This window comes from Pontibaca methylaminivorans (genome assembly GCF_900156525.1).
In the GTDB taxonomy this organism is placed as follows: Bacteria; Pseudomonadota; Alphaproteobacteria; order Rhodobacterales; family Rhodobacteraceae; genus Pontibaca; species Pontibaca methylaminivorans.
Window position 1 is genome coordinate 1 of record NZ_FTPS01000002.1, and the last position, 14,230, is coordinate 14,230.

General features: G+C 63.4%; 15 protein-coding genes and 5 pseudogenes. 11 read left to right on the top strand and 9 right to left on the bottom strand.

The annotated features are described in order from the left end of the window. The 3 genes from B0B01_RS13055 to B0B01_RS11380 form a co-directional block, all read right to left on the bottom strand. Positions 1-491: urease accessory protein UreD (locus tag B0B01_RS13055; RefSeq protein ID WP_234967788.1), on the bottom strand; the 491-nt coding region annotated here is incomplete at its 3' end. A 200-nt stretch (positions 492-691) separates the two neighbouring features. After that, entirely contained in the window at positions 692-1,747 is a 1,056-nt protein-coding gene (locus B0B01_RS11375) for a c-type cytochrome (protein WP_076650200.1), read from the bottom strand. A gap of 463 nt (positions 1,748-2,210) precedes the next feature. Then, complete coding sequence (locus B0B01_RS11380; protein WP_076650201.1) at positions 2,211-2,513, bottom strand: H-NS histone family protein; 303 nt, start codon at positions 2,511-2,513, stop codon at positions 2,211-2,213. A 144-nt stretch (positions 2,514-2,657) separates the two neighbouring features. Between B0B01_RS11380 and B0B01_RS13520 the strand changes: the two genes are divergently transcribed. The 5 genes and pseudogenes from B0B01_RS13520 (at position 2,658) to B0B01_RS11420 (ending at position 6,305) form a co-directional block, all read left to right on the top strand. Further along, complete coding sequence (locus B0B01_RS13520) at positions 2,658-2,855, top strand: ATP-binding protein (protein WP_407675282.1); 198 nt, start codon at positions 2,658-2,660, stop codon at positions 2,853-2,855. A gap of 417 nt (positions 2,856-3,272) precedes the next feature. After that, a pseudogene (locus tag B0B01_RS11395) lies at positions 3,273-3,440 on the top strand (ATP-binding protein); the annotation flags it as partial. 103 nt (positions 3,441-3,543) lie between these two features. Then, a pseudogene (locus B0B01_RS11400) lies at positions 3,544-3,910 on the top strand (transposase family protein); the annotation flags it as partial. 149 nt (positions 3,911-4,059) lie between these two features. Next, positions 4,060-5,102, top strand: a pseudogene (locus B0B01_RS12920) (IS3 family transposase). Between the two features lie 312 nt (positions 5,103-5,414). Then, positions 5,415-6,305, top strand: coding sequence for an alpha/beta hydrolase (locus tag B0B01_RS11420; protein ID WP_234967789.1), 891 nt, complete (start codon positions 5,415-5,417; stop codon positions 6,303-6,305). Between the two features lie 121 nt (positions 6,306-6,426). Here the strand turns inward: B0B01_RS11420 and B0B01_RS11425 are convergent, their stop codons facing one another. Beyond that, positions 6,427-6,687: a PIN domain-containing protein gene (locus B0B01_RS11425; protein ID WP_234967790.1), complete on the bottom strand. Its 261-nt coding sequence runs from the start codon at positions 6,685-6,687 to the stop codon at positions 6,427-6,429. Positions 6,688-6,715: 28 nt separating this feature from the next. Here B0B01_RS11425 and B0B01_RS11430 point away from each other — a divergent pair. Beyond that, positions 6,716-6,880: pseudogene (locus tag B0B01_RS11430) on the top strand (transposase); the annotation flags it as partial. A gap of 224 nt (positions 6,881-7,104) precedes the next feature. Here the strand turns inward: B0B01_RS11430 and B0B01_RS13585 are convergent. Together B0B01_RS13585 and B0B01_RS12925 are read right to left on the bottom strand one after the other, a co-directional pair. Then, positions 7,105-7,734, bottom strand: coding sequence for a plasmid pRiA4b ORF-3 family protein (locus tag B0B01_RS13585; RefSeq protein ID WP_456107096.1), 630 nt, complete (start codon positions 7,732-7,734; stop codon positions 7,105-7,107). Continuing rightward, a pseudogene (locus B0B01_RS12925) lies at positions 7,731-7,976 on the bottom strand (transposase domain-containing protein); the annotation flags it as partial. The pseudogene B0B01_RS12925 and the gene B0B01_RS13585, both read right to left, overlap by 4 nt. A 23-nt stretch (positions 7,977-7,999) precedes the next feature. On the opposite strand from B0B01_RS12925, the gene B0B01_RS11445 reads away from it, so the two are divergent. Together B0B01_RS11445 and B0B01_RS11450 are read left to right on the top strand one after the other, a co-directional pair. Next, entirely contained in the window at positions 8,000-8,260 is a 261-nt protein-coding gene (locus B0B01_RS11445) for a type II toxin-antitoxin system CcdA family antitoxin (RefSeq protein ID WP_234967791.1), read from the top strand. Continuing rightward, complete coding sequence (locus tag B0B01_RS11450) at positions 8,260-8,559, top strand: CcdB family protein (RefSeq protein ID WP_076650204.1); 300 nt, start codon at positions 8,260-8,262, stop codon at positions 8,557-8,559. Before B0B01_RS11445 ends, B0B01_RS11450 begins: the two co-directional genes overlap by 1 nt. A 180-nt stretch (positions 8,560-8,739) precedes the next feature. Here the strand turns inward: B0B01_RS11450 and B0B01_RS11455 are convergent, their stop codons facing one another. Beyond that, a complete protein-coding gene (locus tag B0B01_RS11455) occupies positions 8,740-9,765 on the bottom strand; it encodes a hypothetical protein (protein WP_076650205.1) in 1,026 nt (341 codons plus the stop codon). Between the two features lie 297 nt (positions 9,766-10,062). Between B0B01_RS11455 and B0B01_RS11460 the strand changes: the two genes are divergently transcribed. Next, entirely contained in the window at positions 10,063-10,971 is a 909-nt protein-coding gene (locus B0B01_RS11460) for a recombinase family protein (RefSeq protein ID WP_076650206.1), read from the top strand. 38 nt (positions 10,972-11,009) lie between these two features. Here the strand turns inward: B0B01_RS11460 and B0B01_RS11465 are convergent, their stop codons facing one another. Continuing rightward, positions 11,010-11,327 (bottom strand): type II toxin-antitoxin system RelE/ParE family toxin, encoded by a 318-nt coding sequence (locus B0B01_RS11465; RefSeq protein WP_076650207.1) that lies wholly within the window; start codon positions 11,325-11,327, stop codon positions 11,010-11,012. Further along, positions 11,324-11,602: a hypothetical protein gene (locus B0B01_RS11470; RefSeq protein WP_076650208.1), complete on the bottom strand. Its 279-nt coding sequence runs from the start codon at positions 11,600-11,602 to the stop codon at positions 11,324-11,326. The genes B0B01_RS11465 and B0B01_RS11470 overlap by 4 nt, the downstream gene beginning before the upstream one ends. Positions 11,603-12,047: 445 nt before the next feature. Between B0B01_RS11470 and repA the strand changes: the two genes are divergently transcribed. Both repA and repB read left to right on the top strand, forming a co-directional pair. Continuing rightward, positions 12,048-13,223 (top strand): plasmid partitioning protein RepA, encoded by a 1,176-nt coding sequence (gene repA, locus B0B01_RS11475; RefSeq protein WP_076650209.1) that lies wholly within the window; start codon positions 12,048-12,050, stop codon positions 13,221-13,223. Then, complete coding sequence (gene repB / locus B0B01_RS11480; protein WP_076650318.1) at positions 13,223-14,212, top strand: plasmid partitioning protein RepB; 990 nt, start codon at positions 13,223-13,225, stop codon at positions 14,210-14,212. The genes repA and repB overlap by 1 nt, the downstream gene beginning before the upstream one ends. Positions 14,213-14,230: the final 18 nt, after the last annotated feature.

Below are 14,230 nucleotides of genomic sequence, written 5' to 3' on the forward strand. Positions count from 1 at the left end.
GTTTCACCCATCGCCGCGCGCCCCAGCAGGATCGATTCGACGATCGTCGCCACGGCCCCCTCCTGCAGGTCCACTTCGGTCCGCCTGGCAAGGCGGCCGCGATCGTACAGGATGGTCTCCTGCGGCAGCCAGTCAAGCCGCCCGCCACGATCCACCCGCAGGCGCTGATTCATCACCGCATTGCCGGAAAGCGCGCGATAGATGCGTTCCGATCCGGGCGCGGTAACGGTCACCCGCGCGCCTTCCTCGACCGTCACTTCGGTCGTGGTCACGTCGCCGCCGGTCATTCCGCCGGCGGTATTCATGATCACGAGTTCCGTATCATCCGGCTCGACACGCGGCAGGCGCAGCTTGAGACAACCTTCCTGGAACAGGGTTCCTGCCCGGGTTCTTCCGTCGTCTCCCTGCGTGAATGAAATCCGCGCATGGCCGAAGGAGCGCGGCAAGGTGCCTGTGCCGGTCTGGTCTCCATTTGCGACGGCTTCGAGCAATTTCCCCTCTGGTCGGCAGGCCTGGCCCGCCGTCACGCAGTCTGTCCTTCAGGATCGACGCGATCCCGCCTCCCCGGTTAAAGAGCCACCTCGAAGAGGCTGTCAACAGCATAACTCGCACCCAGTTCCGCGACAGCCCGGATGACGGCTGCCGCGCGTGCAGTGCCGCAAACCCGGCATGTGCGCCGGTCGTGTACCGCTCATTCATCCGCCTGCGGACCCTCTTCCTCTGCGGCATCGCGGGCGGCACGCTCGGCCACGAGCCAATCGGCGATGGGTTTGAACGGGCCGTATTTGTGCTGTTCAGGCAGGAAATCCCCGGCCCAGGGCTCGAAGGGCATGTCGGCAGGCTTGCGCAGACGGTCGGGAAAGTCGCTTTCCATTCCTTCCTTGTGGCCGCGTGGCTGCGAATTGATATAGGCCGCCACGTCATAGGCCTCGTCCGGTGTCAGGATGCGATCCTCGTGATCGACACCCTGCGGCATGTTCGCGAGGATGAAACGATAGGCCATCAGCATCCGATACATGCCGGCACCGTCGTTGTAGCTGTCATCGCCGAACACCGGCGGATAAAGATATCCCTCGCCGTCTCCGGGTTCACCGTTGCGCATGCCGTGGCCGTCATCGCCGTGGCAGACGCTGCACTGTTCGGCATAGACCTGCTCTCCGGCGACCGGATCGGCGGCACGGTCCGGCGCCGGATCGGGGATGGTGCCGGCGCCGGTCACCTTTGCGCCGACCGGGATGCCTGCGGACAGGAAATGGATATAGGCCGAAAAGGCCCGCATCTCGGCACTGTCGAGCGGCAGCGCCCGTCCGTTCATCGACCGTTCCATGCACCCGTTCACGCGGTCCTCGACGGTCTGCAGGGTGTTTTCGCGGCCCCGGTACTGCGGGAAGGTGGCGGCAACCCCGGTCCAGGGCATGGCAAAGGGCTTGGTCGCGGCGTCCTGATGGCAGCTGGCGCAATCCAGATTATTGCCCGAATAGCGCATGGATTCGTCTTCGACCTCGGGGCCGATATGAGCATGGGTCTCGACCGTAAGGGCATGGCCATAGCGCACAGCGCGCCCGTATTCGTCATCGGGCAGGGCGTCAATGTCGCCCACGGACCAGTCATTCAGGTCGACTTCCTGCGGCATGTCCTCTGGCCCGGTCGGGCTGTTATCCTCCTGCGCGGCGCTCGGAAGGGGCGCGATGCTGAAAGCGAGCACAGTCGCGGAAGCGGTGATCAGTGGTGTGAATCTCGGGCTCATGGCTGCTCCTGTGGCATGTCACGCTGGTACCTCTCCGGCACCAGGAATGTTTTAGCCAAGCCGATCATGAGGAAATGCGTGGCGCTTGTCACGGCGTTTCCGGCACATATCCGGTAGCGCGCCTTAAGCTACTGCCCAAGAACCCAGCAAGTGACACGCTATCTTAGATGGAACTTAATTCGGAATGGAGATACTGTGTTGTACCGATCGGCCGATCGCAGTAACGTATTTGTGTATGAGCCAGTCGTTGGCCAGAAGTTCAAGTGCCTTCATGCTTAGCACCGAGTTTGCTTACTGCCAAGTGAGGTCGATATTGGGCTGACAAGGATCCGTTCTGAATACCACATCGCAATAGAGTTTCAGTCGTGTGCTGCCATACACTTCACCTCGCGCCCCGTCGCGCCCTTTGGTTTTATTTCTTTGAAAAGATCTATGCTCGCAGGTCAGGCCTGAGATAACTCAGTCAGAGTTCAAGCTCAGATATGTCTCTGCCGTTTGCTATGGCGTCATGCACCCATCTCGGCCTGCGGCCCCGACCACTCCAAGTCTGGGTGGGATTTTCCGGATTGCGATATTTTGGAGACGCACCACCTTTCCCAGAAAAATTAACCAGATCCTCCAATTGATATCCATACTTCGCAACAGCTTGTTGGGCTGCGATCTTAGCCTCCTGTCGATCTCGTTTGTCAGCCTCCTTCAAAGCCCTCTTCACTTTTGATTGTAACTGCAACAGCTCTTCTCGCGACATTTCGCCAAGTCTGTCCATAAAGCTTTCCTCATAACTATGAAACTGTGTCTGCCTTTATAAAGCAGGAAGGGTATATTAACAGCAAGATCTTTAAATTTTGGAAAGTTGTCTTCTTGGGTTGCGATACTGCACCAGTCCTTTAAAATTATGATTTCGATTCGAATGCGCTGCCGTAGCAGTGTCAGTCGCATTTCACAGGTGTTTCGCACTGCTTCCACCGAAGATAGAATAAGGTATGAACTGATCTCCCGTCTCGACTTCCTGATCCTGGACGAGTTGAGATATTTGCCCTTTGGACAGACCGGCGGCCAGCTTCTGTTCCATCTTATCAGCAAGCTTTACGGTATCCGTCCGGCGTGACCGCGGTTGAAGTTCAACTTGGCTGCCAGTTCCAGGGAGCGAGTTCGTCGATGCGGTTGATGTTGTGATCAGCGATGTGGGTCTGGTTCGGCGGCCGAGCCGACGATCTCAACCGGCAGAAAGAATGTGCTATCTCCAGAATCGTCGGGCGCATCAACTTCGGCTGGGGTGAAACGCGGATCATGCAGCCACGTAAAGATCAGGTTCGAGTTCATCGCCTACCGGCCCGCAACCTGCGCCAAGGACACACCAGGCGCTCGTGTCTGCCGGCAGATCGAGCGCTTCTCCTCATCAGACCAGAACCGCTTCCTCTACCCCTTCTTCCCCGCCATCGAGTGCCTCACGATGTCCATTATCGATCATGTACATTATCGACCACAGACCCCATCGTGAGAGCAGTCACAACGGACGGATACGCTTTACGAACGAACCTCGATCATCGACACAACCAATCTCGCCTTCGGCGAATAGCCGAGCGTGATCGGCGATGCCAAGATGACCACCGCGCTGCTCGACCGGCTCACGCATCATTGCGAGATCGTCGAAACCGGCAACGAAAGCTGGCGCTTCAAGAACCGGGCGTAACGCCAGGAAGCAGTCACACTGGCCCGCCGCCGCTGCGTTACATGAGGGCTACGCAACGGCGGGCCAGCTCAGCACCAGAGGGGGTCAACATTGGGGTCTGGCGAACATTACCCGGATCCATTCCCGATCCGCTAAAACCGCAGCTGCGTGTCTTCGCTGTGGCACGGTTTCGCGCCACATCCACAGCAGGTGTCAGCGCCGCCCGGCTGATCTTCCTGCACATGGCCGGAAGGTGGAGCTGATTTTGCGGGCCCGCCAGTTTCGTTGTCGTGCTTTGTATTGTCCAGCCAAGATATTCGCGGAGCGGTTTTCCACCGAATGTGACCCGGCCGCATGCGCGCCGCACCTCCCGTCTGCAAGGATTGATCCAGCACCTTGGTCTGGCACTCGGCGGGCGCCCAGCACAAGCGCTTGCCACACGGCTTCTATTACCGGTCAGCAAGGATACCTTTCTGCGCAGCATTCGGAATACAGCGGAGGCCGCGAAAAGTGACCGAGTAACGCAATGATGACAATGCACAAGATCCACATCGCTGTACTAGAGGCAGCCGTAGCCGATAATGATGAACTGGCCCCTTTTCGACCGGACAGTTGGGCATAACCATGGAGGCTTAGGCATATGCCTGAGCACATGCTTATGTCAGAGATAGAGATCATCCCCGATGGCGGCCGTCGGCGTCGCTGGAGCGCAGCTGAGAAGCTGCGGATCGTTGAAGAGACGCTGGATGACCGTGCCAGCATTTCGGTGGTCGCCCGTCGCAATGGCGTCGCGCCCAATCTGCTGTATCGTTGGCGGCGGCTCATGCTCGAAGGAGGAAGTGTCACCGTGCCCGAGGACGATGACGTCACCAGCAACAAGGTTGTCCGCCAGACGGAGGACGCTCGAATGTCAGCTCGGGCGCAAGATACTGGAGGCCGAGAACCTGCGTGAAGCTCTGGACAAGTCAAGCTCAAAAAAACAGACCTTGCTCGCGCGGTCGCTGCTGGAGGGCGATTTCCAGTGAAGGCGGTGGCGGAAACCCTGGGCGTGGCCGTCTCGAACCTGACCGATCGTCTGAACGGGAGAACGAAGCCGCGTCGGCGCTATCATAAAGCGCAAGACGCGGCGGTGGTGCCATTGATCACCGTGCTGGTGACCGCGCGACCGACCTACGGCTACCGGCGGATCACGGCGATCCTGAACCGCCAGCTTCGGTCGGATGGCCTGGCCCCGGTGAATCACAAGCCGGTTATCGGATCATGCAGGCCCACAACCTGCTCTTGGCGCGGAAATACACGGAGCGCTCGGAGCATATTCACGATGACAAGGTGATCGTCATGCGCTCGAACCTGCGCTGGTGCTCGGATGGGTTCGAGTTCACTTGTTGGAACGGCGACATTGTTCGCGGCGCCTTCCTCATCGATGCTCATGACCGCGAAATCATCGCCTGGCGCACCGTGGTGAACGCCGCCATAATATGCCGCCCCTCAGGGCATCACGAACCTTCGAGCGTTTCTCTTCACACCCTCAAGGTCGAACGCGTTCATCACCGCACCTACGCCACCAGAGCCGAGGCGCGCCGCGACCTGTTTGCATACAGCGAGGGATTCTACAATTCACGCCGCATGCATTCCGCGATAGGCTGCCGATCACCGGCCGACAAGGAAAAAACAGCGGCCTGAACCGTCCACTTTTTCAGGGCAAGATCAATGGGCCGCTTCGCAGATCGTCGCGGCCGAGAACCACAGTTTCACCACGTCGCGCTTCTTCCGCTTCATGTCCTATCAGCTCCTGCGTGTTATCGGGCGGGCGACGGGCAACCGGGACTACCTGCTGATCAAGACCGCGCTTAGCGGCGAACTGCGTCGAGGAGCGACTATTTCGGCGGCCTGTTAGTCCTCCTTCTGGTTGCTCCTGCGGTCTATTTCCGCTAACGGATCGCCATAGAGGCCAGCCATATTCCGCCAGTTCGGGATGGAATGACAGGAAGTCTCATGAACAACCAGACGAACCATATGCCTCGCCGCCGCCTGATTCTTGGCGCAGCTGCTGTCGGTATGGTTGCCGCGACTGCCCGCGCCCAGGATCGTCGCCCGCGTGGTGCACAGCCGGCCGAGCGCATCGTCGATCCCCGCGTGACGCAATTCGAAATCGGCCCCGCCGACAAGCCCTGGCGGATCTTCGTGGGTCTGCCCGTCTCACCGCCCCCTGCGGCTGGTTATTCGGCGATAATCGCGTTGGATGGCAATGCAAGCTTTCCCACGCTTTGGCATCTGCGCGAGGAAACCGCGCCGCACGCGCCGGTGGCGCTGATCGGGGTCGGCTATCCGATCGAGGTTCGCAACGATACCACCCGCCGGTGGTTTGACCTGACATCGCCCGGCAAGCAGCCGGTACCGCCAAAAGAGGGATTGCGCGGTCCTGGTGATCGCCCCACCGGCGGCCAGAATACGTTTCTGGCGATGATCGCCGATGAACTGTTGCCACGCTTGACACGCGAGCTTCCGCTGGAACCTTCGGCGCTGACACTCTTCGGTCACTCGCTGGGTGGGCTTTTTGTTCTGAATGTGCTGTTTACCCAACCGCAGCTTTTCAGCCGCTATGCCGCAGCTGATCCATCGACCTGGTGGAATGCCGGCGAAGCCCTGCGCGAGGCGGCTGCCTTTCGCGGCGGTGTGCTTGCTGCTGGCGGCCGGCTTGCGCCGGAACGGCCACTGCTCGTCTCGAATTCGGGTGACCGCCACCCGGAGATCCTCGACGTGCTGGCGGATTTGCCCGGGCTTGACCTGATCCACCGCCCCCATCCGACTGAGAACCATGGCTCGCTGATGCACCCCGCCGCCGCAGAGGCGCTGGATCTGCATCTGGGCCGTTTACATGGCTGATAAAACGCGCGGTCGGTACGCACTACCTTCAATCTGCTTTCCCTCAAGCTGAAATGATTCGCTATTTGGCGCGACTGGAGAGAACACGCCTGTGGCGGGAGACCGTCTGCCACCCGACACATCACGCTACAGTCCAGTCCTCGACCTTCAGCCCGTCCACCCGCTCAAATTCCCCGGTATTGTTGGTTACCAGGATCAGCCCGCGCGCTTTCGCCTGCCCGGCGATCAGGACATCATAGCGGCCGATCGGCGTATCCTGTCGCGCCAGATCGGCCCTGATCTCACCGGCGACTCGCGCATCCTCGCGGTCGAAGTCGATGATGGGCAGATCAGCGAAGAGCAGTCGCAGCGTCTTGAACTGGCCCCCCTTTCGAGCGGACACCCGGGCATAACCATGGAGGCTTAGGTCTATCCCTAAGCGCGTGCTTATGTCTGACTATGCAATTATCACCGATGGCGGCCGTCGGCGTCGCTGGTCGGCGTCGGAGAAGCTGCGCATCATAGAGGAGACGCTGGACGAGACCGCCAGTATCTCGGTGGTTGCCTGCCGCAATGGTGTCGCGCCGAACCCGCTGCGGCCTTCACCGACGTAGAACGTCACCTGCTCGAACAGGCAACGCCAGAAAGAAAACGCCAGACGCCGCGCGATCTTGCCTTCTATGTAAAGGCGGTCGCGCGGCCCGGAGGCTATCTCGACCGAGCTTCAGACGCGCCGCCGGGGACAACCGTTATGGCGAGGTTTCTTCCGACTCGCCGACCTCATGAAGGGGGCCCGCATCGCAACGTCGCCGCCGGCCACTTATGGGTAACTGCAAGCCGGCCTAAGCCGCGGTTGCTGGTGTCTCTCAGATCGTAGCCTTGGGTTTGCGCGGCCGCGGGGCCCATTTCTTCGCAAGCCGCTCGAAGCGCTGGATGATGCTGTCGATCGCGGGATCTTCGGCGTCGAAGTCGCCACCCGACCAATGAACCAAGTCCTCGTATTGCTCATGATCGGGATCGGTGAGCACTTCGAGGAACTCCTCGTAGCCCCAGGCCCGCCGACGTCCTCTGATGGACAGGCCTTGAGCAGGCGTGGATAGGACGCACCGGAGATGGCCTCACCCCCTCGCTCGATACGGATGTTGTGGTCCCAGTCATTACCGAAGTCGTAGATATACTGGATTGCTCTCGTGCCGGTTTGGTCGATCAACTTTTCCAGGGTCATCTTCATCGCGTCCATCGGGCCGTCGTAGAACCCGTCCGGGTCGGGCATACCCCAACTGCCATCCCCCACCCGGAACTCGTAGAGATGGGTATCGGTCCAGCCCATGGCCGCCTGGATGACCTCATGCAGCCGGTCGAGTCTGATCTTCAGCGGCACCTCGATATGGCGCATCGGCATGGGGTCGACATCGCTCAAGATGATCCGGGGGCGGGCGATCAGGGTCATGCGGCTATTATTTGTCGTGTCGGGGACCAATTCCAGGGCAGGAGATCTGTTACCCGGGAGGCTGTTATGCCGGGCAGCCGGGCGAGAACATCGGAAACCCGGCCCGCGGATCAATGTCATTCATCTTCGCCAAGAAATACATGAACGCGGCGCAGTCACCGCCGCGCCCGCTCTGCGGCGTTGTTCGACAGGCAGCCCCTGCCGTCGTCAAGGATCCGGCCGAACACGTTGAGCCACTTGCCTGTCGTTGGGATGCGCATATATCATGCTCATGAAACAAGGTGGAATCATGCAGGCCCGGTCAGCTCCCCGAAAACCCACGAATCTGACGCTGGATCCGTCGCTTCTCATCGAAGCGCGATCCTTCGGTGTGAACCTGTCCCAAGCCGCCGAGGCAGGGTTGCGCCGCGCTGTGGCCGAAGCCAAGGCGCAAGCATGGCAGCGCGAAAATGCCGCTGCCCTTGCCAGTTCGAACGCCTGGATCGACGCGCACGGCCTGCCTCTTGATCAGTATCGCCAATTCTGATGGCCCGCTTCGATGTTTACACCCGCCCTGGCGGCACGGGCTATGTGCTGGATGTCCAGGCCGATATTCTGAGCGGGCTGAACACGCGCATTGTTGTACCGCTTCTTCCCCTATCCGACGCCCCGGCGCCCGCAAAACGGCTTAACCCCGTGTTCGAGGTCGGGTCCGAGCAGCATGTGATGGTCACACAGTTCATGGCGGCGGTTCCGCGCGCCCTGCTGCGCCGCCCCGTTTCCAGTCTGGCCGAACAGGACAGCGAAATCATGGCGGCACTGGACATGGCTCTGGTTGGCTTTTGAGCTCCAGCTGACAGGGTGTCTTGCTGAAACCATTGGATCATTGCGGACTCACCCTGGCACACAGATGCCGTCGGAAGGGCGGTCTCATCATCGGGCCCGGTTAGGTGCTTACTCTGGCTCTTGAACGAAAGCGCGCCCGGCAAAGCAAAGTCTGACCGCCCGGATCTTTCACCCCCGCCGTTACAGTGCCGCGCGCCACATGCGAAAGCGGCTCTGGCCGGTGATTTCCTGCACGAGGCCAAGCGCCTCCATCCGGCCAAGATTGCGCTGCACGGTGGCGCGGCTTGCCGATGCCAGCGCCTCGGCCATGGGGGCGGAAACAAGTGGCCATTCACTGAACACCGTACAAAGCCGCGCGGGCGTGCGCCCCGAAAGCCCCGCCATCCGCACCCGGGCGCGGTCCTCCCAGGCTTCGATTTCGTCAAGGGCGCGCATCATCGTCCGCAGGCCGGCGGCCAGCCCCTCGAGCCAGCAGGCCAGCCGCGCGTCCGCATCCCCGCTGCCGCGCAGCGCCTGCCCCCCGCCGGTGGCGAGCGGCGCAAACACCGCCGCCCGGCTTTCGCCCGCGCAGATCCGCGCCGCCGCCACCGCCGCCTCGATCCGCTCGCCCCGCACACCGAGCCCCGCGAGGAACCACAGCCGGAACCCCATGCAGGCGCGGGTGATCGGGTGCAGCTCGCACCCCTGCGCCATCGTGCGCTCCCATTGCGCGGCGCGCTCCGCAATCGGGCCCTCCGCGTCGGGCTGCGGAAAACCGGCCGTTTCCCCCGTGTCAGGGCCGGTTTCCGGCTCGTGCCGGCCAAGAAAGGCAACCAGGCCCGCCTCCGGCCCCGGACCCGCGCCCAGCCGGCGCATGGCCCAGCCCACCCGCGCCAGCGCCCGCCCGTCGTCATCGGCGTCGCGCGCGGTGGCGATCCGCAGCGCCGCCCAGAGCGCCAGCCGGTCGGGCGTGACCCGCTCCCCGCAAAGCCAGCCGAGCCCGGCGGCCTCGGTCAGCGCCAGCCGCTGCCGCCAGCCCCGGGGGCCGCGATGCAGACGCTCGTCAAGCGCGCCAAGCTGTCCGGCCACCCGCGCCAGCCGTGCCGCCTGCCCCGCCTCGGCCCGGGCCCAGTCGGCAACCGGCAAATCCGCCCGGCCCTCCGGGGGCGCGGATGCGGGGATCCGATGGCTTTGGTCCATCTGTTCGGCCTTTTGAAAACATCGCATTTTTATCCGCCTTATAAGGCGCATTATGGTCATTATCCAACGATTATAACCAGCACTGACAGATCTTTCGCAAGCAGATTTCAGGCACCACGCAAACCCGCCGATTCCGCCGCCACCGGCCCTGCCCTGCCCCGCTTCCGCACCTGAAAGCCCCGCATAGACGCGGTATTTTCCGGGGCACAGCGCATGTGACCCCATATGCAAACGGTCGTTTGGAAGTAACATCCGCAATTGAACATCACGCCAGGGCCGCTAATCTGGGCGTATTCGCGGCCAAAACAAAAGGAAGCGCGCATCATGCCACAGCAGACCGCGGCGGGCGGGCGGGCGACCGGCTATGCCCGGGTCTCGACCGAGGACCAGAGCACCGCAGCACAGGTGGCCGAACTGCGCGCCGCCGGCTGCACCAGCGTTCTCGAGGAACACGGCTCCGGCGCGAGCCGCGCGCGCCCGGTGCTGAACCGCCTGCTGCAACGGCTCGGCCCCGGCGACACGCTGGTCGTGGTGCGCATCGACCGGCTCGCGCGGTCGCTGTCGCATCTGCTCGAGGTGATCGAGACACTGGAGGCGCGGGGCGCGTTCTTCCGCTCGCTGCGCGATCCGATCGACACCGCGAGCCCGCAAGGGAAATTCACCCTGCAGGTGCTCGGCGCGGCGGCCGAATTCGAACGCGCGCTGATCCGCGAACGCACCATCGCCGGGCTGGCGAGTGCCCGCGCAAAGGGACGCATCGGCGGCAATCCGGGGCTGCGCGCGGGCGATCCGGCGGCGCTGCGCAAGCTCGCGCGCGGACGCGCCGAAGCCCGCTTTGCCGCGCTCGAGGAAACCGCCGCCGACTGGCTGCCCGAGGTGCGCCGCCTGCGCCCGGCGATGCGATGGGAGGACGTGACGGCCCATGTGAACGCCCGGCTCGACCCCGGAAAGCCGCGCTGGACCACGCCGCGCCTGGTCCGGGCCGCGCGAGCCTATGTCCGCGAGGGGCTGCTCGATACGGTCGTGCTGGAACGCGCCCCGGCGCGCAGCGGCGACGACCGGCTGGTGGCGATCATCGCCGCGATCCGGGGCGCCGATCCGCAGATCACCCTGCGCGGCATCTGCGCGCGGCTCGAATCCATGCGCGAACGCACCCCGCGCGGCGGCCAGCGCTGGCAGATCTCGAGCGTGAAAATGCTGCTGGAGCGGGCGGAACGGCTGGGCCTGCTCTGAAACGCCCTCCCCCGGACGCGATCACCCGCCGCAGGCAGTCACCGCCGCCGGGCCCGGCTACTGGCGATCCAGTCGCGGCCGGCATGGCTGATCGCGTGCACGAAGACCTCGCGCGCCGCATCATCGACACTGAAGGCCACGACCGTCCGCCGCCCGGCCGGAATGGCGCGCAGCCCCGGCGCGATCTCGTCGCGCAGGCTGCCCCGGTGCGGCAACTCGCCAAGCCCGGCGATCACGCGCTCGATCTCGTCCAGCCGGGTGCGCGCCTGCTGCGGGCCGGCATAGTCGCCGATCCAGCGCGCGATGGCATCAAGGTCGCGCGCCACCGCCGGATGCAGGCGGATGCGATAATTCATCCCTCCGGCGCGGCGCAACGGTCGGCCAGCCGCGCGCGGGCGGCCGCAAAGACCTCGTCCATGTCAAGGTAATCACCGCGCGGCGTCTCCAACCGGGCGCGGACCTCCTCCGCCAGCGCATCGAGAGCGTGCTCGCGCTCCTCCTCGTCGCGGATCATCTGCTCGAGCGCCGCCGCCACCGCCGCGCTCTGCGAGGCAAACACCCCCTGCCCCACCTTCCGCGTAAGAAACCTGTGATGCCGCTCGGTAAAACTGAGCGTGGTCCTGACAGTCATGGCGATCCCCTTCGGCCCAAAGTATGACTTTATCATATAACGCCGCCGCCCCCGGTCACAAGCGCCGAGGCAGCCCCATGTCTTCTTCTGGCAGAAATATCCCCGCCGGAGGCGGAAAGTTTCTTCTGCGCCGGCGCGAATCCATCCCTGCCCCCGCCGCGATTCCCGCCCCGGCCTGGAGAAAGGGCGGCTGCGCCCTGTGCCGCCCCCTGCCCCGCCGGCGCGGCGCCACACAGCCGCGCCCCGGCTTCAGCCCGCGGATTATCCCGCCTGAACAACAGGTTGACTTCTCCGCTGTGGTGTCTTTCCGTTCCAACCACAAGATGTGGAATCCCCCGCGAACCCGGTCCGCATTCAAGACGGTTGCCAAAGCCCTGCCTTCTTGCTTTAAGAAACGGTAATAACAGCGCCGACGGAAAACGGCGTTACCATATGAGGACAGATCGTGGCAGACGCGATTCACATCAATCGGCGCGTCCGGGAGAACGCCGAAAACCTGAGTGCTGCCCTCCAGGGCCACATGCTCAAGGTCTTCGCGCCCGATGCCCGCAAGGAGCTGCGCCTGTTCGGCGCCGGCGAGGCGGCCTCGCTGCTCGGCATTTCCCCGGGCTTCCTGCGCAAGCTGCATTTCGACAACCGGATTCCCGATGTTCATACCACACCGGGCGGGCGGCGCCACTATTCCGCCACCGACCTGATGGAGATCCGCCGCGTGCTCGAGGCCTCGGCCAAGACGCCCGGCACCTATCTGCGCGGACGGCGGCCGGGTGACAAGGTGCAGGTGCTGTCGTTCCTGAACTTCAAGGGCGGCAGCGGCAAGACCACGAGCGCGATCCACACCGCGCAGCGCCTCGCGCTGAAAAGCTATCGCGTGCTCTGCGTCGATGTGGATCCGCAGGCTTCGCTCACCACACTGTTCGGCTACCGGCCCGAGTATGATTTCCTTCATTCCGGCACGATCTACGACGCGATCCGCTACGAAGACCCCCTGCCCTTTTCCGAGATCGTGCAGAAGACCTATTTCACCAATATCGACCTCGCGCCCGGCGGGCTGCTGCTGCAGGAATTCGAACACGAAACCCCCCGCGCGCTGATCGCCAATATCCAGCCGCCGTTCTTTGCCCGCATGGCCGCCGCCCTGCAGGAGGTCGAGGCGGATTACGACGTGATCATCTTCGACTGTCCGCCGCAGCTTGGCTATCTGACCATGGCCGCGCTCTGCGCCTCGACCGGGGTGCTGATCACGGTGATTCCGAACATGCTCGACATCGCCTCGATGTCGCAGTTCCTGCAGATGAGCTCGGACCTGCTCGACGTGGTTTCCGATGCCGGCGCCAGCATGGAGTTCGACTTCCTGCGCTTCCTGATCAACCGATACGAGCCGAACGACGGGCCGCAGCAGCAGGTGGTCGCCTTTCTGCGCCAGTTGTTCGCCGACGAGGTGATGGTGGCGCCGATGCTCAAGTCCACCGCGATTTCCGACGCCGGGCTGACCCACCAGACGATCTATGAAATCGACCGCACGCAGTTCCACCGCAACACCTACGACCGTGCGGTGCATTCACTCGATCTTGTCAACGACGAGATCGAGTCTCTGCTGCAAGACGCATGGGGGCGATGATGGCACGCAAGGGCATTCTGACGGCTGGCAACGACGGCACCGGGAAGAAAACAGACAAGGAAACACCGCCGGATCCGGCACCGGAGCGCGTCCCGGCACGGCGCGGGGCCGTGGGGGCGCTGCAATCCTCGCTCACGCGGCTTCAGGAAAACGCGGTGCAGGAGATCGACCCCGGATTGATCGAGGATGCGGGGTTCGAGGACCGGCTCGGCCAGGACAGCGCCGCCTTTGCCCAGCTCAAGGAAAGCCTGTCGACCTATGGCCAGCAGGTGCCGGTGCTGCTGCGCCCCCATGCCACGCGGCAGGGTCGCTATGAAATCGTCTACGGGCGCCGCCGCCTCAAGGCCCTGCGCGAGCTTCGCATGCCGGTCAAGGCCATGGTGCGCCAGCTTGACGACCATGCGCTGGTGATGGCACAGGGGCAGGAAAACACCTCGCGCCAGGATCTGTCCTTCATCGAAAAGGCAAGCTTTGCGGCGCAGTTGCAGGATGCCGGCTATGACCGGGCGACAATCGCCGCGGCGCTTTCGACCGATCAGCCGATGCTCAGCCGGATGCTGCGGGTCGGCGCGGCCTTCGACCTTGCCTTCCTGCGCAAGATCGGCTCGGCCCCCGGCATCGGGCGCGACCGCTGGCTGGCGCTTGCGAAATTGTTCGAGGATCAGGCGGCGAAGTCGCGCGCGGGCATCTTCACCCGCCGGCCGGAGTTCTGCGGGCTCGATTCCGATGCAAGATTCGAGGCCGTGTTCGAACGCGCAAGCCGCAAGCCCGAACCCGCCCCCGCACGCAAGGCCCCGGCAAGGGCGCAGCCGCTGCGCGCCCCCGACGGCAAGGTGCTGGCCGAGATCCGCGCGAATACGGGCGGCGTGACGCTGCGGGTTCCGGCCCGCGAGTCCGGGGGTTTCGACCGCTGGCTGCACGACCAGGCCGAGACGATCATCAACGACCTTCACGCCCGCTGGCAGGACGAGCGCGCGGAAGACGACTGACGAGGAAACAAGAGGAGG